At 58.7% G+C, this 26,945-nt stretch carries 19 protein-coding genes; 11 read left to right on the top strand and 8 right to left on the bottom strand.

Annotated elements, in window-relative coordinates:
* Positions 1–10 precede the first annotated feature (10 nt).
* From H6G62_RS05915 to H6G62_RS05905, 3 genes are all read left to right on the top strand, one after another.
* Positions 11–4,231 carry an EAL domain-containing protein gene (locus tag H6G62_RS05915; protein WP_190493189.1) on the top strand — a complete coding sequence of 1,407 codons (4,221 nt, stop codon included), beginning with the start codon at positions 11–13 and terminating at the stop codon, positions 4,229–4,231.
* A gap of 220 nt (positions 4,232–4,451) precedes the next feature.
* Positions 4,452–4,763 (top strand): RNA-binding protein, encoded by a 312-nt coding sequence (locus H6G62_RS05910; protein WP_190493188.1) that lies wholly within the window; start codon positions 4,452–4,454, stop codon positions 4,761–4,763.
* Positions 4,764–4,931: 168 nt separating this feature from the next.
* Entirely contained in the window at positions 4,932–5,366 is a 435-nt protein-coding gene (locus H6G62_RS05905) for a hypothetical protein (RefSeq protein ID WP_190493187.1), read from the top strand.
* On the opposite strand, the gene H6G62_RS05900 is transcribed toward H6G62_RS05905, so the two are convergent.
* Both H6G62_RS05900 and msrA read right to left on the bottom strand, forming a co-directional pair.
* Positions 5,321–6,166 carry a Nif3-like dinuclear metal center hexameric protein gene (locus tag H6G62_RS05900; RefSeq protein ID WP_199324768.1) on the bottom strand — a complete coding sequence of 282 codons (846 nt, stop codon included), beginning with the start codon at positions 6,164–6,166 and terminating at the stop codon, positions 5,321–5,323. The two genes, H6G62_RS05905 and H6G62_RS05900, sit on opposite strands and share 46 nt — an antisense overlap.
* A gap of 47 nt (positions 6,167–6,213) precedes the next feature.
* A complete protein-coding gene (gene msrA / locus H6G62_RS05895; protein ID WP_190493186.1) occupies positions 6,214–6,873 on the bottom strand; it encodes a peptide-methionine (S)-S-oxide reductase MsrA in 660 nt (219 codons plus the stop codon).
* A 77-nt stretch (positions 6,874–6,950) separates the two neighbouring features.
* Here msrA and H6G62_RS05890 point away from each other — a divergent pair, with 77 nt between their 5' ends.
* From H6G62_RS05890 to H6G62_RS05880, 3 genes are all read left to right on the top strand, one after another.
* Positions 6,951–7,793 carry a biotin--[acetyl-CoA-carboxylase] ligase gene (locus tag H6G62_RS05890; protein ID WP_190493185.1) on the top strand — a complete coding sequence of 281 codons (843 nt, stop codon included), beginning with the start codon at positions 6,951–6,953 and terminating at the stop codon, positions 7,791–7,793.
* Between the two features lie 99 nt (positions 7,794–7,892).
* Complete coding sequence (locus tag H6G62_RS05885) at positions 7,893–9,080, top strand: M23 family metallopeptidase (protein ID WP_199324767.1); 1,188 nt, start codon at positions 7,893–7,895, stop codon at positions 9,078–9,080.
* Positions 9,081–9,131: 51 nt separating this feature from the next.
* Complete coding sequence (locus tag H6G62_RS05880; protein ID WP_190493184.1) at positions 9,132–9,557, top strand: thioesterase family protein; 426 nt, start codon at positions 9,132–9,134, stop codon at positions 9,555–9,557.
* Positions 9,558–9,825: 268 nt separating this feature from the next.
* Here H6G62_RS05880 and H6G62_RS05875 read toward each other — a convergent pair whose 3' ends face one another.
* Positions 9,826–11,001: a serine hydrolase gene (locus tag H6G62_RS05875; RefSeq protein WP_190493183.1), complete on the bottom strand. Its 1,176-nt coding sequence runs from the start codon at positions 10,999–11,001 to the stop codon at positions 9,826–9,828.
* 255 nt (positions 11,002–11,256) lie between these two features.
* On the opposite strand from H6G62_RS05875, the gene petH reads away from it, so the two are divergent.
* The 5 genes from petH (at position 11,257) to H6G62_RS05850 (ending at position 18,720) form a co-directional block, all read left to right on the top strand.
* Positions 11,257–12,483, top strand: coding sequence for a ferredoxin--NADP reductase (petH, locus tag H6G62_RS05870; RefSeq protein ID WP_190493182.1), 1,227 nt, complete (start codon positions 11,257–11,259; stop codon positions 12,481–12,483).
* Between the two features lie 235 nt (positions 12,484–12,718).
* The gene (locus H6G62_RS05865) at positions 12,719–14,035 is read left to right on the top strand and encodes a homoserine dehydrogenase (RefSeq protein ID WP_190493181.1); all 1,317 of its coding nucleotides are present in this window, start codon (positions 12,719–12,721) and stop codon (positions 14,033–14,035) included.
* Positions 14,036–14,107: 72 nt separating this feature from the next.
* Positions 14,108–14,845: a DUF1995 family protein gene (locus H6G62_RS05860; RefSeq protein WP_190493180.1), complete on the top strand. Its 738-nt coding sequence runs from the start codon at positions 14,108–14,110 to the stop codon at positions 14,843–14,845.
* A gap of 274 nt (positions 14,846–15,119) precedes the next feature.
* Entirely contained in the window at positions 15,120–17,810 is a 2,691-nt protein-coding gene (gene cphA / locus H6G62_RS05855) for a cyanophycin synthetase (RefSeq protein WP_190493179.1), read from the top strand.
* Positions 17,811–18,138: 328 nt separating this feature from the next.
* The gene (locus tag H6G62_RS05850) at positions 18,139–18,720 is read left to right on the top strand and encodes a glyoxalase-like domain protein (protein ID WP_199324777.1); all 582 of its coding nucleotides are present in this window, start codon (positions 18,139–18,141) and stop codon (positions 18,718–18,720) included.
* Between the two features lie 204 nt (positions 18,721–18,924).
* Here H6G62_RS05850 and H6G62_RS05845 read toward each other — a convergent pair whose 3' ends face one another.
* The 5 genes from H6G62_RS05845 to H6G62_RS05825 all read right to left on the bottom strand — a co-directional run bounded on the left by H6G62_RS05845 (position 18,925) and on the right by H6G62_RS05825 (position 26,945).
* Positions 18,925–20,025: a DUF4268 domain-containing protein gene (locus tag H6G62_RS05845; protein ID WP_190493177.1), complete on the bottom strand. Its 1,101-nt coding sequence runs from the start codon at positions 20,023–20,025 to the stop codon at positions 18,925–18,927.
* Between the two features lie 88 nt (positions 20,026–20,113).
* Entirely contained in the window at positions 20,114–20,356 is a 243-nt protein-coding gene (locus tag H6G62_RS05840) for a DUF6761 family protein (protein WP_190493176.1), read from the bottom strand.
* Between the two features lie 150 nt (positions 20,357–20,506).
* Complete coding sequence (locus H6G62_RS05835; RefSeq protein ID WP_190493175.1) at positions 20,507–21,637, bottom strand: response regulator; 1,131 nt, start codon at positions 21,635–21,637, stop codon at positions 20,507–20,509.
* Positions 21,630–25,913, bottom strand: coding sequence for a response regulator (locus tag H6G62_RS05830; protein ID WP_190493174.1), 4,284 nt, complete (start codon positions 25,911–25,913; stop codon positions 21,630–21,632). Before H6G62_RS05830 ends, H6G62_RS05835 begins: the two co-directional genes overlap by 8 nt.
* 501 nt (positions 25,914–26,414) lie before the next feature.
* Complete coding sequence (locus H6G62_RS05825) at positions 26,415–26,945, bottom strand: thylakoid membrane photosystem I accumulation factor (RefSeq protein WP_199324776.1); 531 nt, start codon at positions 26,943–26,945, stop codon at positions 26,415–26,417.

The raw sequence follows: 26,945 nt of genomic DNA, 5'->3' as shown, positions 1-26,945 counted from the left end.
GCCATCCATCATGGTTGATGCCCCACGGTGGGATAACGGGATTGACTCATTCCCCTGGGCCGAAGCCATTGCCCCAGGGATGGTGGATTGTGGGACGAAGTTAGCTGATGGAGGCTTTCACGCGGAGGACGATCACCTCCTCCGTTTCCTGTTTGATCAGAACCTAGACGGCTTCTTTCTGATGCGGCTAGAGCAACCCGTCGTTTGGCCCCCCGCCACCGATCCAGACGGGGGACTTGACGATATATTGCCCCATCTGCAAATTACCAAGGTTAACCGCGCCTTTTGCGATCAGTATCTGGCCCAGCCCAGCGATCTCCTGGGGTGGGCTTGGGCCGATTTCTTTGCCCACAATCCAGCCGTCGGACGGTTTGCCCTGAAGCAATTGCTCACCAGTGGTCGGGTGACCTTGGAGACAGAGGAGCGGCGTTTTGATGGGTCGGTGTTGGTGGCCGCAACCGATGCGATGTGCCTCTACGATGCCCAGGGGCGCGTCATCGGTTGCTGTGGGGTGCAGCGGGATATCACCGAGTTGCGACAGGCGGTTGCGTCTTTGCAGGTGTCGGAGCAGCAGTTGCGAGTTCAGGAAAAGCACCTACGCACGGCCCTAGAAGCGGCCCACATGGGTACCTGGGAATGGCATCTGCCCAGCGGTCGAGTCATTTGGTCTGCCAGCCTAGAAAAACTGATGGGTCTAGTTCCCGGCGGTTTCGATGGATCCATTGACAGCGTCAAAGCCATGATTCACCCGGAGGATCGGGATCGGGTGGCACAGGCGATCCAGCGGGCTATCGCCAAGACAGAAAACTACACCATTGAGTTCCGCTTTTTGCGGGTCGATGGTTCCGTGCGGTGGGCCTTGGGGCAGGGCACGGTGGAATACGATGACCAGGGCCACCCCCTTGTGATGCGCGGCGTGGATGTGGATATCACCGACCGCAAGGAAGCGGAGGAACGGCTCCAGGAAAGCGAGCGACGTTTCCGCAATATCTCCAGCAACCTGCCGGGGGCGATCTTTCGTTACGTGCTCCACGCCGATGGCAGCGACTCCATTAGTTACATGAATCAGGGTTGTGTGGAGGTTTGGGAGGTGGAGGCGGATCAGATCCTAGAGAATGCCCAAGCCCTGTGGAGCACCGTACACCCCGATGATCGTGCGGCCATGTGGGAGTCGGTGCAGGAATCGGCCCGCGACCTAACAACCTGGGGACATGACTGGCGCATCAATACCCCAAAGGGGCAGCAAAAGTGGATTCACGGGGTTGGTCGGCCTGAACGCCTCGACAATGGCGACACCGCCTGGGACACGATCATTTTTGACTATAGTGATCGCAAGCGGGCGGAACTGGCCCTCTCCCAAACCACCGCCCAGCTAGAATCCTTCATTGCCAATACCCCCGCCTTGGTCACGTTTATTGATGGTAACGGCATCTACCTCAATGTGAACCAAGCCGCAGCGGATCAGTTCCACCTTCAGGCCAAGGAGATGGTAGGGCAACCCATCTCAAGGTTTATCTCGCCGGATCTGGTTCCGCTATTTATGGAGCGGATTCAGCGGGTGATTACCAGCCAAACCCCCATGACGGTGGAGGATCGGATGACCCTAACCACTGGGAAAAAGGTTTTTAGCACCGTCATTTTCCCCATCATGACCCAGGCCGAGGACGGCACCGGGGCGATTGGCTCCATTGCCACCGACATTACCGCCCTGGTGGAGGCCCAGCAGATCAGCCATCGGCAGGCGGAGGAAGAGCGCCTTTTACGTACCCTCACCCAGCACATTCACCAGTCTTTGGATGTGGCTGAAATCTTGCAAACCAGTGTCGATGATGTGCGGCAATTGCTCCAGACGGATCGAGTTTTGGTCTACCAGTTCACCCCAAACTGGAGTGGCATCGTGGCCGTGGAGTCGGTGCAGCCCCCGTGGTTGCCAACCCTGGGCACCACCGTAGAAGATACCTGCTTTATGACCCACCCGGAAATGGTGGATCGCTATCGCCAGGGCGAGATCAGCCAGATTGCCGATGTGGCCCTGGCGGAGATGAATCCCTGCCATCGTCGGCTGCTCGAGGGCTTCCAGGTGCAGGCCAATCTGGTGATTCCCATTAATTATGGAGATACCCTCTGGGGGTTGCTGTGCGTACACCACTGCCGCGCCCCCCGGTCTTGGCTGGCCAAGGAAATCGATCTAGTAAAGCAACTGGCCGATCAACTAGCCATCGCCCTCTACCAGGGGGAGCTTTTAGCCCAAACGGCTCTGCTGGCCCAGCAGGAAAAGCTGCTCAACACCATTGTCACGGCCATCAGCGACAGCCTAGAACTGGAGGATCTGCTCCAGCGGGCGGCGGATCAAATGCTTCAGGTGTTCCAGGTGAGTCGTAGTCTGGTCATCCTCTGTCAGCCCACCGATCCGACCATGACCCACACCACCGCCGCCGCCGCTCCAGGCCTTGAAGGGCTCAAGGGCATCACTATTCCCATTGAGGGCAACCCCCACGCCCAGGCCATTTTGGCCCAGGAATTCCCCGTTGCGGTAGATGATGTCAACCAAGATCCCATCATGGATCCGCTGCGATCCACCGCCCACACCTACGCTATTGGGGCCATGCTGGCGGTGTCGATTCGCTATCGGGGCCAAGTCAAGGGGGTGCTGAGCCTTCACCAATGCCACCATCCTCGCCGTTGGAGCACCGAGGAGCAACAACTCATCAAACGGGTGGCGGATCACCTCGCGATTGCCATCCAGCAGGCGGAACTCTATCAGCAGGCCCAGGCCGAACTGGCGGAACGCAAGCGCCTAGAAGCCAAACTGCGCCATGAGGCGCTCCACGACAAGCTCACCGCCCTACCCAACCGAGTGTTATTTTTGGAGCGGCTCTCCCAGGCTATGACCCACCTGCGCCAGGTTAGCCCCAATCCAGCCGCCTGCCCCCCGCCCAACGCCAACACCGATGCCTACGATGGCGACCTGCGGGTGCCCGTTGGCCATCAGTTTGCGGTGCTGTTCCTGGATCTAGATCGCTTTAAAGTGGTCAACGACAGCTTGGGCCACAGCATTGGTGACCAACTTCTCTGTGCCGTTGCCCAGCGTCTGCTAAGCTGCCTGCGCCCCACCGACACCGCCGCCCGCCTCGGTGGAGATGAATTTGTGGTGCTGCTCACCCACCTTGCCGATAGCCAGGTCGCCGTGAACCTGGCTCGCCGCATCCATGCCGTCCTAGAAACCCCCATGATCCTAGAGGGCTACGAGGTCTTTGTGCGGGCCAGCATCGGCATTGCCCTCGGTTCCCTCGCCTACACCGACCCCAACCACGTCCTGCGCGATGCCGACATTGCCATGTACCAGGCCAAAAAAAGCGGTCGAGAATACGCCATTTTTGATGCCCCCATGCACGCCCGTGCCGTTCGGCAAATGCAGGTGGAAGGCGACCTTCAGCGGGCCATCGACCGCCAGGAATTTGTCCTGTATTACCAACCTGTGATCAATCTCAAAACCTTCCAGGTGGAGGGGTTTGAGGCGCTGATGCGGTGGCACCATCCCACCGCTGGCCTTGTGCCCCCCAACGACTTCATCCCCGTCGCCGAGAGTACGGGCCTGATCGCCAGCCTTGACCTGTGGGCGCTCAACCAAGCCTGCCAACAACTGCGCCAGTGGCAACTGCAATACCCCCACATCCCCCTCTCTATCAACGTGAATCTATCGGGCAAACAGTTCATGCGCCCCGATCTGATTCCCCAAATTGATCGCGCCCTCGTGGCCAACGAGATCAGCGGTCGGTACCTCAAAATTGAGATCACCGAGACCGTTCTCATCCAAAACGCCCAGGCCGCCATCGAACTCTTGCGCCAACTGCGACAGCGCCACATCCAAATCTGCGTGGACGACTTCGGGACAGGCTACTCCTCCCTCAGCTATTTGCACCGCTTCCCCATCGACATCCTCAAAATCGACAAATCCTTCATCGATTCCCTGCAAGGTCATCCTGCCTCACCCGTTTACCCTTCCTCCCCGGACAACTCTGACGACAATGGCACCATCGTTCGGGCCATCCTCAATCTGGCCAACAGCCTAAACCTAAAAGTGGTGGCCGAAGGCATCGAAACCCATGGGCAAATGCAGTACCTCCAAGCCCATCAATGCCACAGCGGCCAGGGCTATTTTTTTGCCCAACCCCTCACCAGCCACCAAGTCCAGGCTTTTTTGACGCAATACAATCCACAAATTGCCTAGGGGGCCATGCTCCAGGGCGGTGAGGGCCATGCCTGCTCATTCGTCGCCCCACCCCCACCTGCCAGGAAGTTTGGCCCACCCACCCCAACCCCGTCGGGAGAGTGCTACCATGCCTATAGTCAGTTTTCGGTAGATTACGCTTGTTTCATTTCATTTCGATTTCCGACACAGGTTCTTCTCCGTTTACTCGATACATTCGTCAATTCTGGAGAGAATCCTAATGTCTATTTATGTTGGTAACTTGTCCTACGATGTCACCCGTGAAGACCTAGAGCGCGTCTTCAACGAATACGGTGCTGTCAGCCGCGTTAGCCTGCCCATTGATCGGGAAACCGGGAAGCCTCGTGGCTTTGCTTTTGTGGATATGACCGCCGAAACCCAAGAAGACACCGTCATCGAAGCCTTGGATGGCGCTGAATGGATGGGTCGGGAAATGCGGGTGAACAAAGCTCGCCCCCGCGATGACAACCGTGACGCTAGCGGTAGCCGCTCCGGTGGTGGCGGCGGCCAATATCGTCGCACCAGTTTCTAGACCTCAGCTATGGGTCGATTTTCCCTTCAGCTTTAGCCGAAGGGTGATCTCCTTTAGCGACCAAACTCAAGGCTCTGCGATGCAGAGCCTTTTTTGCTGTGGCCAATAGTTGAATGGAACTATTGCAGAATGGAACGGTTGCAGGATGATTGAAGGCTGGGGGGGGTGATGCCGGATCGTACGATGGCTCGGTTCATATCTGGGGGATTTGCCCTAGTCCGTTGGGGGCTGGCCCTGTTCATCATCGGCTTCACCTGGGGGGCTCCGGCCCTAGCCAGCGATTGGTTACCCGTCACCCCTCCCGGCCTAGAGCAGCAGTTCATTGATGCCGCCTCTATCCAAACCCTGCCGGAAGGGACGATACAGGTGCGCAGCCTCTACCAAAATCAACGACAGCAGCCCACCCAGCGCACCACCTACACCACGGAATATCGCTGCCAGGAACGGCAGTTTCGGGACGTGGACTACAACGGCAAACCGGGCGATTTAACCTGGCGTTCGGTCGAGGGCGATCCCCTCAATGCCCAAACCCTGGACTATGTCTGTGCCCAAGGAGGTCAGGCTTCACCCACAGCACCCGCAACCTCCGAGGCTAAAAACTGACGGAAATCCTCATCCCGCTGGCTGAGCTTGGCCCAGGCCCCCCCCTGATCCTTGGCCCAGTTGACCCAGGCAGCACAGGCGGGGCGCTCGGTAGCATAGTGTCCGGCGTCAATCAGGATAATCCCGCGATCACGGGCCTCCTGGAACTGGTGGAATTTGCAGTCTGCCGTTAGGTAAGCCTGGGCTCCGGTTTTGGCGACAGCCCCCAAAAAGCTGGCCCCCGATCCGCCCAACACGGCAAGGCGCTGGATCGGTTGTTGGCGATCAATCGCCGGGGAATAGATTAACCGGGGCGGGGCGAGGATGTGCTGAATTTTGGCCAACAGGGCTTGCAGATCCGGGGCCGGGGTGAGGTCTCCCACACGGCCATAGCCTACCCCTGGCTGGGTGGGCACCACGGGTTCCGGGTTGTGCAGATGGAGCATTTGGGCCAGGGTATCCGCTGTCCCCCCCGCCACCTGGTCGAAGTTGGTGTGGGCGCTATAGAGGCCGATGCCGTGGGTGATGGCCTGGTAGACCATCTGCCCCACTGGGTCGCCCTGGGTAATCGATTTCAGCGGGCTAAAAATCAGCGGATGGTGGGCCAAGATCAGGTTCACCGCTATGCCCTGCTGCCGGAGGGCCAAGGCTTCCTCCATAACGGCCAGGGTGGGGGTGAGGCAAATTAGGACGCGGGCCGGATGATCGCGCACCCCTGATTCCACCTGCCAGCCGCAGTTATCCCAGCTTTCTTGCCATTGGGGGGGTGCCCAGGCTTCTAGACGCTGGATAAGGTCGGCAACGGTAATCGGGGTGCCCATGGTAAAACCGCAGAGAAAATCGCAGAAACGTTAGCAACGGGCCAGTTCTAAACGGCCAGACCCACCGGACAGGCGACATTGGTGCCGCCAAGGCCACAGTAGCCACCGGGGTTTTTGGCCAAATATTGCTGATGATAGGCTTCGGCATAGTAGAACGCTGGGGCATCCAAAATTTCGGTGGTGATGGTGCCGTAGCCCGCCGCCGAGAGCGCCTGTTGGTAGACCTGCTGGGAGGATTCCGCCAACCGCTTTTGGTCTGGCGAGTAGGTGTAGATGCCAGAGCGGTACTGGGTGCCCACATCGTTGCCCTGGCGCATTCCCTGGGTGGGGTTGTGGCTTTCCCAGAACACCTTCAGCAGTTGCTCGTAGCTCACCACCTGGGGATCGAACACCACCAAAACCACCTCGTTGTGGCCCGTCAGGCTAGAGCACACCTCTTGGTAGGTGGGGTTGGGGGTATAGCCCGCCGCATAGCCCACCGCCGTGGTGTAGACGCCCGCTTGCTGCCAAAATTTGCGCTCGGCTCCCCAAAAGCAACCGAGGCCAAACATCGCCGTTTCCATTCCATCCGGGAACGGGGGCTGAAGGGCATGGCGATTGACATAGTGTTGACTCGGTACCGACATGGGGGTGGTGCGCCCCGGCAGAGCGTCTTGGGGAGAGGGCATTTCCGTCTTTTTGCCTTTACCTAAGCCAAAGAAAACCATAGATCTTTCTGGAGTGCTACTTACCGTCTACGCTTACTATAGGCTAAGTTTCCCAGGGATGGCTTCGATAACCCAACGTGGATCTGCACCAGCTATACCAAGCCCTACGGCAACCTCCCAGTGCCCTTGGCCTGTTGCCCGAAGGGGGGAGACTGCGGCCCCAGTTTCACCTGCAATGGGTAGCGGAAACTGGGTCTACCAATCAAGATTTGATGGCCCAGATGATGGCGGGGGCGGCGGCGGGATCAGTCTTAATCGCAGGCACCCAGCAATCTGGACGGGGGCAATGGGGTCGAGTGTGGCAGTCGGAACAGGGGGGGCTGTATCTCTCCCTCGGACTGCGCCCAGAAATGACGGTGCAGCGCAGCCCCTACCTCACCCTGGCGAGTGCCTGGGGATTGGCAACCAGTCTCCGCCATCTAGGCATTCCGGTGCAGGTGAAATGGCCCAACGATCTCGTGGTAGAGGGTCGCAAACTGGGGGGCCTTTTAGTAGACACGCGGATCCAGGGGGATCGCGTTCCGGTCGCCGTGGTTGGTCTAGGGTTGAACTACAGTAACCCGGTGCCCCCCACGGGCATTTCGCTTCAGCAGATCTTGGCCTGCCCCCAGTCGGCGGTGCCTCTGACCGATCTATCTGCTCACCTCGGCAGCCTAGAGAACCTCGCCGCTGTGGCACTTTATGGACTGATGCAGGGCTATCATCGGTGGCAAAACCAGGGCGATCTAGCCTTTTTAAACCTCTACCAGCAGCACATGAGCCATTTAGGTCGAACGGTGGTCGTGGGTCAAAACCAGGGCACGGTGACGGGGATCGCACCCTCCGGGAACCTGAAGGTGCAGATCCCGTCTGATTCGGCTGGGATCTTCCTAGAGATGGAGGTTAAACCCGGCGAAGTCACTTTAGGCTACAATGCGTAGCGATTGGTAGGTGCTACCCTCCAAAGCCTGTTTCTACCCACCGCTGTCCTGAATCCAACGTTTTCCCCACGTCGTCTCTTCCCCCACGTAAACTAGCCCATGCAACCTCCGGTTCCACCCCCCAATGCAGCGGCCATCGTCATTCCTGAGCCTGCCTCTGCGCCGATTATGGCCGAGAGTTTGCTAACCCCGGCCCCAGCCCCCAGTGCAACGGTGGGCACCCCTGAAGCGAGCCCAGAACTGAGCCCCAGTCCGGCGGTCAGCCCCGGCCCTAGGATGGCCCCTGCTGCCCCCAGTCCTGCTGCCCCCAGCCCCGCTATTCCCCGTGCCGCCGATCTGGTTGTTCCTGGGCAAGTTGCCGCCGATGAATCGGTGCCCGCAGGTTACAACAGCGTGTTCATCGACCCCACGGGCTACAACGTTGGAGCCACCGAAGCTCCGGCGACGCCGAGTGTGGTGTTTTCTGATCGGGCAACGGGCTGTCAAATCACGGTGGCTGGTGGACAAACCGCCTCAAGCTGTGGCACCGCCTCTGCCACCATCCCTGGTTCTGGCATTGCCGCTACCTCCAACGGTGCCCTAACCGCGACGGGTGACCTGGTGGGAGGATCGCGGTTGCCTTCCGGGCCAGTGACCGTTAGCCCCCGTGGCATGAGCCTCAACAGCACCATGGTGGTCAGTCGTGCCGCCCTGAATGATCGAATTCGCCCCCTCAATATTCTGCGTCGGGGTAACGAAGAATTTGTCTTTCCCCTCTCGATTCCAGCACCGATTTCTTCCGTGTTTGGTTGGCGAATGCACCCCATCCACCAAACCTGGCGCTTCCACTCCGGTACTGACCTAGCTGCTCCCATGGGTACCCCAGTGCTGGCCACCCAGGCCGGACGGGTGGCGGTGGCAGGATCCCTGGGGGGCTACGGGTTGACGGTGATTTTGCGCCACGGTGACGGCAACCTAGAGTCCCGCTACGCCCACCTGGCTCAAATTGCGGTGCGCTCTGGAGAATGGATTGAGCAGGGTGAGGTAATTGGCCTCGTGGGTAGCACCGGAACCTCCACTGGCCCCCACCTGCACTTTGAGGTACGGCAACTGACGGGCGATGGCTGGGTAGCGATGGATCCTGGCGAAGTGCTGGAGTACGGCATCGCCAACCTGATGAACCTCATCAACAACCCGATGGCAGCGCTAGGGCAAGGCACATCTACCCCCACCGAAGCCAGCGCCGCCGATTCCCCAGATACCCTGGTAGACTACCCCTACCGTCCGGCCCAGCCTAACGCCAGCTAATGGATCTGAGATACGGCTTAATTGGATGACTTGGAAACCTTGAGGCGGCCCATGGCCTTCACCCGCAGCTACCCAATTCGGTTTCAGGATACCGATGCAGCGGGGGTGGTTTATTTTGCCCGTGGCCTTACCATTTGCCATGCCGCCTACGAAGACTCCCTTCAGGCCGCTGGGGTGGATGTCAGAACCTTTTTTAGCCCCACGGCTTCCTTGGCCTACCCGATTGTTCACGCCAGCATGGACTACCACCGCCCCCTCTGTTGCGGAGATATCGTCACCATCACCCTCCGCCCTATGCGGTTGGAGGAGGCCAGTTTTGAGGTCGCCTACCACCTCTATCGTGAGACCGAGACCGGGGCCGACCGCCCCCTAGCCGCCGCCCTCACCCGTCATGTGTGCATCGAAACCCAGCCCCGCCGCCGCCATCCGCTGCCCGTGGAGATGGTGCAGTGGCTTCAAACTTGGGGTGCAACCTAGTCGGATACAATCAAGCTGTTTTTTAACGGGGGTGAGGATGATCGAACTGGAGTCTAGCCGTTGGCAAGAATGGCTGTTCGTAGGCGGTTATGTCTCGTTTTTGGTCATCATTGCCTGGTTAGCGGTGGGGCCAAAGCGTTAGAGGGGCAGGGGTGAGGGCGAAGGGCCAGGGCAAATGGATAGTTATTTCCATGGAATACTCTTAGGCCGTTGTCAAGCGTCGCTAAATAGCCGTACGATGTCGCGTCTCCAGCCAGGTTAAGACCCATTACTCAGGCTTCAGCGCTTCAATTAAGGTATTTGGAATCACCGCATCATCCCAGGCGGGCGGTTCCTCCCCCAAGCGCACAATCACCAGGTCATAGGAGGGCAAAACGTACACCTTCTGATGGTGGCGACCATCCAGGTAAAACGCCTTGGGATCGAGAAAGGGGGCCGAGGAGGCCGAGTTGACGTTGGGATAGTCGGGGGTGCGGGCCTTAATCCACAGGTGCATCCCGTAGGTGGGTTCTAAGGGAGACTCTTGGCGCATTTGGTCGATCCAGTCCGCCGGAATCACTGGATTGTCGCTCACCTTGCCCTGGTGCAACAGCATATGCCCCACCCGCAGCCAATCCGGGGCGGTGGCAAAGAAGCAGCAAAACGCCTTGGCACTGCCCCCCGGTCGATCCATCCACAAAAACGTGTCCTCGGCCCCGATAGGTTGCCACAGGCGGCTAGAGAGGTATTGGCCAAAGGATTCGCCCGTGGCCGCTTCTAGCACAAAGGCCAGCAGTTGAGAATTGACGTTGTTGTACTCATAAACCTCTCCCGGAGGCTGGGCTTGGGGAATCGACAGGGCCAAGCGGCGCAGGTTCGATCCACCGTAGAGCTTCACCAGGTCGGAACTCAGGGAAGCGGTGCGGTCGTCATTCCGCAGACCCGACTTCATATAAAGCAAATCCTCCAGGGTGATGTCCCCACGGGGATCGTTGGCCCACTCTGGTAAATAGTCCCCCACCCGATCCGATAGGGCGTTGATATGCCCCTCCGCCATGGCCACACCGATCAGCAGACCCAGCAGATTTTTGGTCATGGACATGCCATTGACCGGGCTATCTGGGCCGTAGCCCTGCCAGTAGCGCTCGAAAATGAGGCGATCTCGATGCAGTACCAGCAGCGCCATGGAGTTTTGGGCCTCCGCAAAGGCCGCCACCTCTTCGAGTACCGCTGGGGAGAGTTCTCCTGGTACATCCCGTGGCTCAGCTACCGTCCAGGGCGGCGGCGTGGGGTTCCCTGGTACCGGATAGCGGGGCCGATACCAATCTGCTGAGGTAATGGGCCGATCTGGATAGCTGAGGGATCGCGTCCACAGTCGCCAATCTACGCGGTTAGCCAGGATCCCCAGGATGCCCAGGACAACGATCCCAACTCCTGCCCCGGCTTTGAGCCCAAGATGCTGCATAGAACACAGTCTTTTAACGAAGAATTTACTAGAGTATCCACAATTTGGCGATGCCAATCACCTCGGTTACTTGGCGATGGGAACCGACAACTTGTGCGCTCTGCCCTGTAGGCCGACCTACAGTGATACTCTAATAAAAAGATAAAGGCGTTGGGGTTGGCCGGGGGTTTCCTTGGTTAGGCCACGCTTGATGTGACAGGTTGTGCTCTGTGCGCCTGTTGCCACTAGTAGGGTTAAGAGAGTTGCAAGTTAACTATGTACAATCCAAGTGTGAGCGGCGGCAACGCCAGCAGCCTTGCTGGTAGCCGTTTATTTTTATACGAGGTGCAGGGCCTGCGCCAAAATGCAGAAACCGATATGATGAGCAACCCCATTCGCAAGAGTGGCAGCGTCTTCATCACGGTGTCCTACAACCGTATGAACCAAGAAATGCAGCGGATTACCCGCATGGGCGGCAAAATTGTCAGCATCCGCCCCATGGAAACGGTGGGAGCCATCGCCAACGCCACCCCGACGGTGATTGAGTCAGCGCCTGTGACCCCTGAACCCACAGCAAAGCCCATGACTCAAGCCACCCCCAAGGCCTCCAAGGCCGATGTTCCGGTCAACCTTTACAAGCCCAACTCGCCCTACGTGGGCAAAGTGCTCTCCAATGAGCCCCTAGTTGGAGATGGTGGTCTAGGCATTGTCCAACACATTACCTTTGACCTCTCTGAGGGCAATCTCCACTACGTGGAAGGGCAGAGCATCGGCATTATCCCCGCAGGCACCGATGCCAACGGCAAGCCCCACAAACTGCGCCTCTATTCCATCGCCTCCACCCGCCACGGCGACCACATGGACGACAAAACCGTCTCCCTCTGTGTGCGTCAGTTGGAATACAAGAGTCCTGAATCCGGCGAAACCGTCTACGGTGTGTGCTCCACCTACCTCTGTAACATCGAACCGGGCGCTGATGTAAAAATCACTGGCCCCGTGGGCAAGGAAATGCTGTTGCCCGACGACCCCGACGCCACCATCATCATGCTGGCCACTGGGACAGGGATCGCGCCCTTCCGCGCCTACCTGTGGCGGATGTTTAAGGAAGCCGAGCGCAAGGCCAACTCTGACTATCAGTTCAAGGGCTTAGCTTGGCTGATCTTTGGTGTGCCCTACACCCCCAACATCCTCTACAAAGAAGAGTTGGAAGCCATCCAGAACGAATACCCCGACAACTTCCGCCTCACCTACGCCATCAGCCGCGAGCAGCAAAATCCCGAAGGGGGCCGGATGTACATCCAGCACCGGGTGGCCGAACACGCCGCCGAACTGTGGGAACTGATGCAGAAGCCCAACACCCACACCTACATGTGCGGTCTCAAGGGTATGGAAGACGGCATCGATGCAGGCATGTCCGCCGAAGCCAGCAAGCACGGTGTGGACTGGACGGAGTTCCGCAGGCAAATGAAAAAAGACCACCGCTGGCACGTCGAAACCTACTAGGTTCGCAGACGGCCCTCACCCCCATCCCCTCTCCCACAGGGAGAGGGGATCTAGAGATTCCTTCAAAGTCCCTCTCCCAGATTGGGAGAGGGATTTATGGTGAGGGCGAACGGTCAACCAGAAAACGTACTGCCGATTGAATTCGCTAAGGGAAGGGGGAAACGCCTTCCTTTTTTATTGGCTCCCGTCTCCCTTTACAATTAGACCCAGAGCGCGTCGTTAGGGGTATAGAACTTTGGGTATCAACGTTGGGCTGCTGGGGTTGGGTACCGTGGGCTCAGGCACCGCCAAGATTCTCCTGGATCCAGAGGGCCGTCATCCGCTGCTCCGCCAGATTACCCTGGCCAAGGTGGGGGTACGAAATCTCGACAAACCCCGCCGCGTTGAGATTCCCGCTGATTGCCTGACGATGGATCTTGAGAGCATCGTCACCGATCCCGCTGTGGATGTGGTGGTGGAACTGCTGGGCGGGCTGGAACCTGCTCGTAGCTTGATCCTGAAGGCCATCGCCCAAGGTAAACACGTCGTTACCGCCAACAAAGCGGTGATTGCCCGCTACGGCGACGAAATTTTTACGGCAGCGAACGAAGCTGGGGTCTACGTCCTCCTCGAAGCAGCGGTGGGGGGCGGCATTCCCGTCATCCAGCCCCTCAAGCAAGCCCTGGGGGTAAACCGCATCCAGGCCGTAACGGGGATCATCAACGGCACCACCAACTACATCCTCACCCGAATGCAGCGGGAGGGCGGCGACTTTGAACCAATCCTGGCCGATGCCCAACGGCTGGGCTATGCCGAGGCCGATCCCTCCGCCGATGTGGACGGGCTAGATGCCGCCGACAAAATCGCCATTTTGGCCTCCCTCGCCTTTGGGGGGCGCATTAAGCTCTCCGAGGTCTACAGCGAAGGGATTCGTCACGTTTCCGCCGCCGATATTACCTACGCCAAGGGTCTAGGGTTTGTGATTAAGCTGCTTGCCATTGCCCGCCGCCATGCTGGGGGTGAAGATAGCGTTGAAGAACTCGAACTGCGCGTCCATCCCACCCTGGTTCCCGAAAGCCACCCGCTGGCCTCGGTCAACGATGTGTACAACGCCATTGTGGTGGAGGGCGAACCCATCGGCCAAGTGATGTTCTTTGGGCCAGGGGCCGGAGAAGGGCCAACCGCCAGCGCCGTGGTGTCGGACATTGTGAACATTGCCGCCACCCTGGTTTCGGGCCAAGGCCGCGAGGTAACGCCCAAAACCGCCAACCCTCTGCTGGCCTGTAGTCACCAGCACTACTGCAAAGTTAGCCCCATGGCCGATATCGTCAGCCGTTTCTATGTGCGGCTGCTGGCCAAGGACGAACCGGGCGTTATCGGCAAACTGGGTCTGTGCTTTGGGGATCATGCCGTCAGCTTGGAATCCATCGTGCAAACGGGCATCCACGACGATGGGGCCGAAATTGTCATCGTTAGCCATGAGGTCACCGAAGCCAACTTCCAAACCGCCCTGGACGAAATCCGCGCCTTCCCCGAAATTGCCAGCGTCGCTAGCGTCATCCGCGTCTTGTAATTCTGGGGATCCCCACCTTCCCCAATCCGTCCCACTCTGACTATCCCTTTATCCTGTTTGCGATTCACCGCCATGACTGCCATTCCCGACAGCCTCGAAACCGCCATTGCCCAAGCCCGTGAGGCCACCCGCGCCGCCCTCCAGGCCGGGGTGCCCCGCATGACCGTCGAACTGGTCTATTCCGAACTGAAGGGAATGCCCGTGGCGGAGCAGTTCTACCCGGTGCTGCAAGAGATGGGGTTGGCTTTCAAAATGTACTTCCCCGATGCCGGAGCAGCGGCCCTGGCGCGGCGGGACTGGGGCGACCCGGAGTTTTCGGTGCGGGGCATTGGCGAAATTAAGGGCCAAATGGAGCCGGACGACCAAGCCTACCTGTTTGTGGAGCCGTCCTCGGTGGAGGTGTCCCAAGTCGAAGAAATGTGCAACCAGGCCGGGGACAAGTTTGTGATTATGCTGAACCCCAAGCTAGAGGACGTGGCCACCATCGGCATTGGCTATGCGGGGCGGCAATTACGGGAACGCTTCCTCAGCACCCTGGAACCTGCCTACTACCTGCGGCCCATGGCTGGGGCGGTGCTGCTGCGGGCCTACCCTGGGCCTTGGCAAGTGTGGCAGGAAACCAGCGAGGACAACTATACCCTGGTGGCGGAACTGCCCCAAAAACCCTCCGGTGAAGCCCTAGATCGGATCCTGTTAGGGGAACCTTCCACCGACAGCAGCGCCGCCCCCAGTTCGGATGCCCCCCCACGGCCTCGACGGGGTGGTTTTTTGTCGGATCTGCAAAACTTCCTCAAGGCGCTGAGTCAGTAGCCTGTAGCCTAGGGCACGGTTTCACTGGGCCAAAACAACCAAAAATGCTAAATGTCCGGATTTGCCGACAAATGCCCTTTGGCGGTTTAAAACGGTAGAGCAAGCCTCCTAAACTGTGGATACCTAATATGGTGTCCGGTGTCCCCCCATGCGGTGTCACCTGGCACAGTGCCCCAGCGCTGCTGCTACATTATGGACATTAGGGCTTAGGAAGGTTGATGTCTTTGGGCTGTCAGCCATCACGAACCTTCATCACTGGCGAGTAACTGAATCTATGCGAATTCTGAAAACCCAGACCCTCCGAGGGCCGAACTACTGGAGCATCCGCCACCCCAACCTGATTTTGATGCGGTTGGATTTGGAGGATCTCGCAGACCGCCCCTCCGACCAAATTCCTGGGTTTTACGAAGCGCTGTCAGCCACCCTACCCAGTTTAATCGAGCATTTTTGTTCCCCAGGGCATCGCGGCGGGTTCCTCAGCCGAGTACGCCAGGGCACCTACATGGGCCACATCGTCGAGCACGTTGCCCTGGAACTGCAAACCCTAGCCGGAATGCCCACGGGCTTTGGCCGCACCCGAGGCACCGTGGAGCCTGGGGTTTATCAGGTGGTGTTTGAATACCAAAACGAGCAGGCCGGACGCTACGCCGCCAGGGCCGCTGTGCGCCTCTGCAACAGCCTGGTGGAAACGGGCCACTATGCCAAGGAAGAACTAGAGCAGGACATTGCCGACCTAACGGAGTTCCGCCTCGATGCCGCCCTTGGCCCCAGCACCGAGGCCATCGTCCGCGCCGCCGAAACCAAGGATATCCCCTGGCTGCAACTGCCCACCCGCGCCATGATCCAACTGGGCTATGGTCGCTACCAGCAGCGCATCCAGGCCACCCTCAGCAGCAAAACCAGCATCCTGGCGGTGGAACTGGCCTCGGATAAGGAAGGCACCAAGCAAATCCTGCGGGATGCCGGGATCCCCGTTCCCCGGGGCACCGTCATTTACTACCAAGACGAACTAGAGGAAGCCATCAACGACGTGGGCGGTTTCCCCATTGTGGTGAAGCCCCTAGACGGCAACCACGGACGCGGCATCACCATCGACATCAGCAGCTACGAAGCGGCAGAGGAAGCCTACGAAGCGGCCCGCGAGGTGTCTAGTGGCGTGATCATCGAGCGCTTCTACAAAGGGCGGGATCACCGAGTACTGATGGTCAACGGTCGCGTGGTGGCGGTGGCGGAACGGGTGCCTGCCCATGTGGTCGGCGATGGCCATTCCACCATCGAGCAACTGATTGAAATCACCAACCAAGATCCCCGCCGGGGCGACGGCCACGATAACCTGCTGACCCGCATCACCGTAGACCGCACTACCTGGCAACTGCTAGACCGCAAGGGCTACACCCTCGAAACCGTGCTGCCCAAGGGCGAAATGTGCTACCTGCGCTCCACCGCCAACCTCAGTACCGGGGGCATCGCCATCGACCGCACCGACGAAATCCACCCCGATAACGTGTGGATTGCCCAGCGCATCGCCAAAACCATCGGCCTGGATATTGCCGGGATCGACGTGGTGACGACGGACATTTCCAAGCCCCTGCGCGAGGTGGATGGGGTGATTGTGGAGGTGAACGCCGCTCCGGGGTTGCGGATGCACATCTGCCCCAGCGAAGGTATCGCCCGCAACGTGGCGGAACCCATCCTGGAAATGCTCTTCCCCCCCGGCACGCCCACGCGGGTACCGATTGTCTCCATCACCGGCACCAACGGCAAAACCACCACCACCCGCCTGATCGCCCACATCTTTAAGCAGACGGGTCAAGTGGTGGGCTACACCACCACCGACGGCATTTACATCGGCGAAAACCTGGTGGAAGCCGGAGACACCACGGGTCCCCAAAGCGCCCAGGTGATTTTGCAGGATCCCACCGTGGAGGTGGCGATTCTGGAAACGGCACGGGGTGGAATGCTGCGTTCGGGTCTGGCCTTCAAAGCCTGCGATGTGGGCGTGGTGCTGAACGTCGCCGCCGACCACCTGGGCATTGGCGACATCGAAACCGTGGAAGACCTGGCCCATCTGAAGAGCATCGTGGCGGAAACCACCCGGCCCAGCGGCTATGCGGTGCTGAATGCCGACGATCCCCTGGTGTCGGCCATGGCCCAGCGGGTGAAGGGGCAAGTGGCCTACTTCTCCATGGATCCCCACAACGAACTGCTGCGGAAACACACCCAGCAGGGGGGCCTTGCCGCCATCTACGAGCATGGCTATCTGTCCATCCTCAAGGGCGACTGGCTGCTGCGGATTGAGCAGGCCGAAAAAGTACCCCTTACCATGGGCGGGTTGGCCCCCTTCCAAATTGCCAACGCCCTCGCCGCCAGCCTCGCCGCCTTTGCCCAGGGGGTCAGCATCGAGCACATTCGCCAAGCCCTGCACAGCTTCCAATCCGGTGCCCAGCAAACCCCAGGCCGGATGAACCTGTTTAACCTAGGCCGCTTCCATGCCCTGGTAGATTATGCCCACAACCCCGCGAGCTACGAAGCCCTAGGCGGCTTTGTGAAGAACTGGCCCGGTCGCTGCATTGGCGTGGTGGGTGGCCCTGGGGATCGCCGCGATGAAGACTTTATCGCCCTCGGCAAACTGGCGGGGCAAATCTTTGATGAGGTGATCGTTAAGGAAGACGACGACACCCGTGGTCGTCCCCGTGGCGATGCCGCCAAGTGGATTGTCCACGGCCTAGAGGAAGTGCCCACCGCCGCCAGCTACCGCACGATTCTGAACGAAACCGAGGCCGTCAACACCGCCCTAGACGCCGCCCCCGACGATAGCTTAGTGGTGATCCTGCCCGAAAGCGTCAGCCGCGCCATTGGCCTGATCCAAGCCCGGAATCCCCTTCCCAACGCAGTCCCATCAACGACGGAAACCTCCGAACCCGTTGTTCCCACCTCTGATCAATACGCTGAAATTCACAGCTAGTTGGCGCGTTGGGGATAGAATCCCGGTTTCTTCTTGTGTTTACTCCGAGGATGTCGCTAGGGAATCGAGAAACCGGGGTTCTGTGTTGGGACGGATTCAGCAATTCTCAGTATGACTAGGCTGGCGAATAAAATACCGCTCAGGCTGAGCCTGTCGAAGCCTTTTCACCCTTCGACAGGCTCAGGGCGAATGGCCAATTTGCCAAAATAAGAATTGCTGGGACGGATTAGGCTGTCCTGAAGGGCTAGGAAGAACTTGGTACACTGGAAAGCAGTCTCCCGCTGACTCAGCCACACTAACCCCTGCCGTTGTCTTCACGCGCTTGATGATGCTAACCGTCTTGCCTCTGCCGTCCCCCGTTGTGCCCCCCACCTTAGCCCTGTTGGGGATGGACAGCATCCTCTCCACCCAGGGCATTATGGTGATGCTGCTGGTGGCCTATGCCGGGGCCATGTGGATGTTCCTGAAAAGTGCCCCCAAGGTCTACACCATCATGGTCTCTGACCTGGAGGTGGCCCGCCGCTTCTACGAAGGAATGCTGAACCTGCCAGCGGCGGAAGTGCCCCTGCACTACTACTACAACTACGAGCAAACCCTCGGCACGGGCGGGCTAGACCCCTTTTACATGGGTGGCACCTCCAGCCTAGCAGGGGCGGGGCCAGCGGGCGGGCCGGATGGGCTGTGGTATCAACTTCGCAAAAACACCCAACTGCACATTATTTCTGGGGCCAGCCTCGGGCAGCGCAATCGCCAGCGCCACGTTTGTTTCGACCGCAAATGTTTGGAATACATCCTCATGCGGGTACAACTCACGGGCATTCAGCACAAAATTCGCACCGAAACTCCGCTTAACTTTCTGGTTAAGGACTACGAAGAACAGATTATCGAACTTGCTGAGGTCGATGGTTGAGTTTATGGTTTCAACTCGATGTAGATCTCATCCTAAATCCGGCTCATTTACCTCCGGTATCATCAGCAGGCGAGGTCTCCTCGAGACCTACCGTTTGTTAGGCCAAGAATCGGAGTTTTCCAATTCGGATATGGAACACTCTTAGACCCTTTTTTAACCGGAGTCCGTCTACCACGGGGATACGGGGACTGGGAAGAGCCCTGCTTAATTCCGTTGGCTGGCGGGCAAAATGAGGGCATCGGTGAGGGGGGCAACCCGTTGGCGTGGCGTGGCATGGTAGCCGTTGGCATCGAGCTGTTTGATGCGCTCGAAGAATGCCTCATAGAAGCGCTCTAGACAATCGCAGAACCAGGCTTGGTAGTGGGGCCAATGGTCGCGATGGTCAAAATCCACGTTCTCCAGCACACAGGCAATCACGCAGGTTTGATCGCCGCTGTCGTCCCAAATCAGGGGTAGGCCAATGTCGTCGGCGATCAGTTCTCCCTCGTGGGCCAGCAGATAAAAGTGGGCGTGGGCATCGATGCCGGAGAGCAGCAGTTCGGTATAGAGGCTGCGGTGGTCTAAATCGAGAATGGCGTTGAGCCGAAAACCTGCCCTAGCAATGGCAAAGCCCATTGTCGTCTCTGGGGTAGGGTTTCCTGGCTTCACCAAGCTGCCTAGGCGATCCATCTGCTCGCACAGGCCCGTCCAGAAGTCTAAATTGGCCTGCTGGGCGTCGGTCAAGGGTTCCGGCTCTGGCTCTGGCTCTGGTTCTGCCGCAACATTCGTCTGATTTGGGGAATCCCGATCATCGGCCCCATCGTCAGACTCGCCCAGGTTGTCCTGAAGGGGGGTGAAATTCACGGCCATGGCGTTTTTGCCGATGCACCATAGCTCCACCTCCACGCCCAAAAAGTTGACCTGATCTTGGCCCAACTGATTCAGCCAGTCGAGGGTTTGCTGGTGCTCAGCGGTGAACTCGGCGGCAACCCACACCACGGTTTCCGCCTCCGCTAGGGCTGCTCCAGTAATCAAGTGCCCGATGTGATGGGTTTCGGTGGCACCCGGATAGACGGCGACGAGGACGATCTGATCGGTCTCAGCATCCTGAAACAAACCGTACTCTGGGGTGGTCTCAGTATCGGCTTCAGCGGCGTCACCCTCCGTCAAGGGAGCCAGAGCAAGGCCCAGGGCATCGCTGAGCAATTCCAGGTTTTCGGCCTCGGCCAGCCAGTGCTGAAAATCGGCGGCGTTCTGCCAATAGTCGGCGGGGTTGATTTTTTCGAGCCGTCCCAGTTTGGGTTTGGCAGATTGCTTAGGCCGCATGGAAAAGTTACTCAGCAGGTCGGTTTGTGATCCTACGCTCTATTATGGCCTAGGGCGTCTTCATCTCACCCGACCGGGATTTCAGGGGTTAGTAAATCTCGGGTTCGGCCTGGGGTACGGCGAAGTTAGAGGGGTCGTTGAGATAGCGAAGGGTGTCCTCCTCTAGGCGGTGGATCAGGTAGGGTTCTAGGGCATCGGCGTGGCGCAGGGCGGCCAGATAGCCTTCCAGAAAGAGGCGGAGGTCGCTGGTACGATACCCTCGGTGCCAGTGGTCTACAAAGGCATCGGTTATCCGCTGATAGTAACGAACCGCTTTGGCATCCTGAAGCATAGGTCTCTTGGTGATGGCTGCACTACGACTGGGAATCAAGGCGTTCCCTTAATATTAAAGTTCCCGTTTTTGAGGGAACTACACCCTGCCCCTTAATGTAGCTTCATAATTAGCCCAGAACCGATGGCGTTAACAACTTATAATCTTTGGCTACCCTTGGGCCGCTGGATCCTGGGGGGGAATTTCGACGGTGAAGATGCTACCCCTGGGCTGGTTGTCAGTAACGGAGATGGTGCCGCTGTGGGCTTCTACGGCAATTTTGCAGAAGGCTAGGCCCAATCCCATTTGGTTGACCCCGGTGATCAAGGATCCGATCTCGTACTTTTCAAAGATTTTTTGGCGTAGCTCCAGGGCAATGCCGGGGCCAAGATCGGCAATGGCAATCTTAAGTCCGCCACCCGCTTGGTAGGTGGCGGAGAGGGTGATTTTGGATCCGTCTGGGGAAAACTTGATGGCATTGGAGAGCAAGTTATCCAGCACTCGCCGAAAGAGGGTGGGATCCACCTGGACAGGGTACTGCCCCGGGGGCGGAAATTGGGAGAGCAGGCCCAAGCGTTTCTGGGCGGCGACATCGTTCATGCCGACTAGGGCGGCTTGGCAAAATTCCACCAGATCCACGGGTTGCTTCTGAAGGGTAAGCTTGCCCAGTTCCAGTTTGGACATCAGCAGTAGGTCGTCGATCAACGCCTTCAGTTCGTAGCTACAGGCCAGAATTTGCTCCAGTTTGCGCTCCTGCTTTTCTGGCGGCAGGTTGGGATAGCGCATAATTTCCGCCGCCAGGATCACGCTAGAGAGGGGGTTACGCAGGTCATGGATGATCATTTTCACCATGTCCTCCCGCAGTTGCAAGAGCGCCTGAAGGTTGTCGTACTGCTGTTTTATCCTCAGCATGGATTTGAGTCTGGCCCGCAGTTCGGCACTGTTGACGGGCTTGGCAATGAAGTCATCGGCCCCGGCATCGAGGCAGCGGGCTAAGTCCTGCTTGGAACTGAGGGAGGTGACCATGATGATGGGTAGGTTGCGCCAGTGGCTATCCTGCTTGAGGATGCGGCACAGCTCTAGGCCGCTCATGTTGGGCATCATCACGTCCAACAAGATTACATCGGGCTTGAAGGTGCCTATCAAGTCCAGCGCCTCTTGGCCCCCAGAGGCATAGTGCAACTGGTAATTTTCCTGGCACAGCAGGGTATCGATGACATCAAAGTTATCGATTTCGTCATCGATCACCAGAATCGACGGCAGGGTTTCCTCCCAGAGGATGGAGGGGGATTGATCAAGCATGGGGAACCTCCGCTAAAAGTCGTTGCATGGCCTCCACCAAGGACTTCAGCCTAACAGGCTTGGTGAGGTAGTCGTTTGCCCCTGCCTCAATACAGTTTTCCCGATCCTTGGCCATGGCTAACGCCGTGAGGGCAATGATGGGCACCGTGGCGGTGGCGGGGATGGCCCGCAGTTGGCGAATGGCGCTGAGGCCATCCAAAATCGGCATCTGCACATCCATCAAAATCAGGTCAAAGGTTTGGTGGGCACAGAGGTCGAGGGCTTCTTGGCCGTTGCTGGCCACCACCAATTGAAAGCCCCGATGGCCCAGGTAGCCCGACAGGGTCGCCACGTTGGCTGGGTTGTCTTCGGCCAGGAGAATACGGGGGCTGGAGGGGGGCGGAGCGGCAACGGGGGATAACGAGGCGTCCTTAGGGGCGGGGAAGTTCCCTAACCGAGCGAGGGACTGGTGCAGGGTGGAACGACTGACGGGCTTCACCAGATAGTCAAAGGCTCCTAGGGCCAAACTTTGGGAGCGCTCGTCTAGCACCGAGGTAATCAGCACCGGAATGGCCTGGGTTAGGGGATTGGCCTTAAGCTGGCTCAGCACCTCGGTGCCGGGGAGATCGGGCAGCATCAAGTCCAAGATAATCAGGGCGGGCGGTTGGGCCTGGGCCTGGGTGAGGGCTTCTGCCCCTAGGGCACAGGTGTGAGGTCGCAGACCAAACTCCTCCAGGTAACGGCTGATCTGGGCCGCCGCCGTGGGACGGTCTTCCACCACTAGCACCGTGGCCCCAGTGGGAATCGTGGGCATCGCCGGATCTGGGGGATCCTCGGTGTGGGCCATGGCGGCATAGGGTAAATGCACCGTGAAACAACTGCCCTGCCCTAGGGTACTGGTAACGGACACCTCACCCCCGTGAAGATCCACTAGTTGCTTCACCAGGGCCAGCCCCAGTCCTGTGCCCGTATATTGACGATTGAGGGCGCTGTCGATCTGCATGAAGGGTTTGAACAACTGGCCGATGGCGTCGGGGGCCATACCAATACCGTTATCTTGGATGGCAAAGTGGATCCAAGGTTGGCCTTGATCGTAGTCGGTGGAAACCGTCAGCGACACCTGGCCACCGTGGGGGGTAAATTTCACGGCGTTGTTTAGCAGGTTAATCAACACCTGGCGAATCCGCAGTTCATCCACCACCAAATCCGACAGGTTGGGGGGAATGTGGGTGGAGAGGCGGATTTCCTTTTGGGTGGCCTGTTGACGCACAAAGGTAAGGCTAGAGTCACACAGGTAGGAGATGGACACCGCCGCCCGTTGTAGGGTGAGCTTGCCCGATTCGATCTTAGCCAGATCGAGGATGTCGTTAATCAGGGCCAACAGGTGTCGGCCACTGCGCTCGATGGTGGCGATGGATCGGCTCTGTTCTGGGGTCATGGGGCCAAACACCTGCTCCTGGAACCCTTCGGTCATGCCCAGGATGGCGTTGAGGGGGGTGCGGAGTTCGTGGCTCATGTTGGCCAGAAATTCGTCCTTGAGGCGGGTGGCGCGGGCCAGTTCGGCGTTGGAGAGGATGAGTTGTTCGTTGGTGGCCTGTAGTTTTTGGGCCGCTTGCTTTTGTTCAGTCACGTCTTCGGCAATGCCCGCTAGACGGTAGACGTTGCCCTCAGCATCGCGTACCTCAAAGCCCCGGTCGTGGATCCAGCGCAGGGTGCCGTCGGGTAATTTGACTCGGTATTCCTCATCAAAGGCCAGGTTTTCCTTGACATTGCGGCGCATTCGAGCCAAATCTTCGGGATAGATGGATTCTAGCCAGGAAATGGGCCGTTCCCTCAGGCTATCGAGGGATTGCTGCCACAGGGTTTCGTAGGCGGGGCTGACGTAGAGCAAATTTCCGGCCAAGTCTCGCATCCAAAATACCCCAGCAATGTTTTCGGCCAGTTGCCGGAATTTCTCCTCGCTTTCCTGAAGGGCCAGTTCCACCTGCTTGCGATCCCGCATGTCGAAGGTGGTGGTGCGGCTGTAGAGGTACTGCCCTTGATCATCCCGCACGGCCATCGAACTGAGCAACACCGGAAACACCGTGCCGTCCTTGGTCACGAGTTCAAATTCCAGATCCTTCACCCAGCCCGTTTGCTGAAAGCGGTGATAGGAGTTGGCAAATAACTGTTGGGATTTGGGGGTGAGGAAGTCGCTGATAGATCGACCAATCACCTCGTGGCGGGCGTAACCCAACCAGGTCAATTCGGTGTCGTTAATGCGCACAAACCGCCCCTCGGCATCGAGGGAATGGTAGCCGCAGGGGGCGTTGTTGTAGAGGTCTTCCACCTCCTGGGCATAGCGGGTGAGTTCCGCCTCCGCTTGTTTGCGTCGGGTAATGTCTTCGATCAGGTGGATCACCTCCGAGGGGTGACCAAAGGCGTCCAAAATCAAGGCGCTGGTGAGGGTGGCCCACACCTGCCGAGGCTTATTGGATTGTAGGGTTACCTCCCGCGTCACCATAGATAGGGTAGATTCCTGCAAGTCATCGATCCAGGGTTCGCTGATCCGCTGTGGCCCTGCCTGGAGGTCGTAGATGGATTGCCCCAGAATCTCCGCCTCCTTACAGCCCAGCATCGCCCGCAGACTGGCGTTTACCCGCGTGATTTGCCCCTGGAGATTAGAGACGGCAATGCCTACGGGGTTTTGGTCAAACAGGCGGCGCAGTCGGGCCTCGCTATTGCGCAGTTCGATGGTGGCCCGTTCAATGCGAGTCTCTAGATCATGGTTGAGGTCTTGTAGTGCCTCCATGGCAGACTGGGCCTGTTCATAGAGTTCCGCCTGCTGAATCGCTAGGGCAATCTGGACGGCAATGTCATCCAGCAAGTTTAGATCCGCCGGATGCCAATGGCGGGGGCCACTGCACTGGTGGCTCACCAACAGCCCCCACAAATAGCCCTGTACCAAAATCGGCACCACCAAATTGGCCCGCACATGGTAAAGCGTCAGGGTGTCGATGTAGCAATCGGGATAGCCCGCATGGAAAATATCGTCTACCGCCCGCTTCAAACCCTGCTGATATAGATCCACCGCCCGATCCTTAAAGCAGGGATCTTCCACGGTGCGACCCTGAATCGGGGGCCATGCTGGATCCACCGATTCAGCAATGACGGCACCGTCCCAGTCGTCATCGAAGCGGTACACCACCGTGCGGTCACAGGCCAGAAAATCTCGCACCTCCTCAACGATGGCCTCCAGGGTGGCCTCCAGTTCTAGGGAGGATCGAATCCGGGTGGCAATGTCTCGGACGAGGTGTTCGCGGCTGGCCTGGGCTTCGAGTTCCTGGGTGCGTTGCTGTACCTGTTGTTCTAGATCCTGACTGCGGCCTTCCAGCATGGCTACCTTTTCGGCCTCCAGGTGGCTCACCCGCGCCTCCAGGGTTTCCACTAGGCGATAGATTTCCATAGGATTGAGGGTTTCCAGCAGCGTGGTTTGGGTGACAATGCCCACCGCCTGCCCCGTGGCGTCCACCGCCACCACCCGACTCACCTGATGCTGCCTCATGAGGGTGTTCACCGCCCAGAGGTTTTCCTCCGGGGGCACCGTCACCGGGGTTTTGCCCATCACCGTCCGGGCTTGCACTTGGTTGAAGGCCAGTCCCAGGGCATAGATCTGCACCACGTCCCGCTCCGTCACCAGCCCTACCGGAACCGGAACCGGGCCATCCCCCACAATGATCACCGAACTAATGCGCTGGCGGGCCATGCATTCAGCCAGTTCCTGCACCGTGGCTTGGGCGGGGGCACACACCACCGGGCCAGTCATCACCTCCGACACCAACCGCAGCCGCAGCAAATCCACGGGCCGCAACAACTGCTGAAGGCTTTCGTGGGTAATCAGCCCTGTCACCCTTCCGGCTTCGTCCACCAAGGGCAGGTGGCGAATGTGGTGCTGCCTCAGTAGGTTGGCCGCCATGAATACATCGGTAAACTCGCGCTCTTCGAGGGTGATCACCGGAGCAATCATCACTTCCGCCACGGTTTTGTCCGCCAAGGCCGTCCCCGCTGCACTGAGACGAACCAAGTCTCGCTCCGTGATAATGCCTACTAGACGATCCTTGGCTACCAGGAGAATACAACCCGTTTCTTGTGCCAGGGCCAAGGGGCTATCCTCGATGGCTTCTAACACACAGGACTGACGCGCCTGGGTCATGGTGGCAATGGCCTCCACCAGGGGCATTTCGGGCGGCACCATCAACGGATTTCGGACAACCGCCAGTTCAAGGTTCATTGGATCGGTAAAGAAGGTGGGGGCCATAGGACAAAAGGGCCAAAACCCGTGCCATGGGTCTAATGGTAGAGAATACAGCAGGCAGGCATAGCGCAGATGACCGTGAATAGATCAAGGAAACCTTGTCAGGATCACGAGTGAGTTGCCAAGGGGGATGTTCTGTAGGTTCCCCAACCCGTTTGGGCGGGATGGTGCCCTAGGCGAGGTGGTGCACGGATTTCACTCCGGCCTCGGTTCAGGATGGGGCGAGGGTGGCCAACCTAGACAGCCCCTACCCCCCATAACCGATCATAAGTCTTTCCCCGGTATGCCGTGATTTTTCTTGAATTACTATAAAGAGATGCAAGGTTCATGGTGACCGAAAATTTGCCCATCCTCCCGGTTGCGGATTCCGCAAAGTCCACCGATGCCGTGGGCGATTCCCTCCGCAAAACAACGTGACGCCTTCACCTAGCCCCCCGTGAGATGGAGCCCGGTGAAGGCGTCATGAGGCCGGACTCCATACCCGGTGGCGACGGCATGGGACGTTTAATTCACAGGCACCAGTTCCACGTTGACTTCATTCACAGGGCGGCGGCGCAGTTCTACGGATTCGGTGCGGGGCAGCAGATCAAACACCTCACGCAGCACGTCGTCGATGGCTTCGTAGCTAACGTTGCCGATTTCGTTGAAGCGGAGGTTGCCCTCAGCATCGAACACTAAAGTTTGGGGGACAGCGTTCTTGAAGTAATAGCCCGGTTCGTTGGGGCTGTATTCGGCCTTAACCGGGATGGCATCGGCCATGACCGGGATGAAGTTAGCCACCCGACCATAGGGCGCTTGCAGTTGGGAAATGGTGGAGGAAAACAATTTGCAGTCGCTGCTGTCGTCCACATAGATCACGGCAATGGCGGGCTTGTTGTATTTCAAGGACTGCTCTAGGGTAACCTTGGGCGGCACCAGGGAACCGTTGCCCGCATAGAGGGCGAAGATGTTGCCATCATAGTTATCATCCATGAGGCCCGCCTGGGCGCTAGGTTGCCCACCCAGCCCTAGCCACAGCAGCGCCACGAGGCCCAT

This window comes from Phormidium sp. FACHB-1136 (assembly GCF_014697375.1).
Lineage (GTDB): Bacteria > Cyanobacteriota > Cyanobacteriia > Phormidesmidales > Phormidesmidaceae > Nodosilinea.
This window is presented reverse-complemented; position numbering and strand designations above follow the sequence as displayed.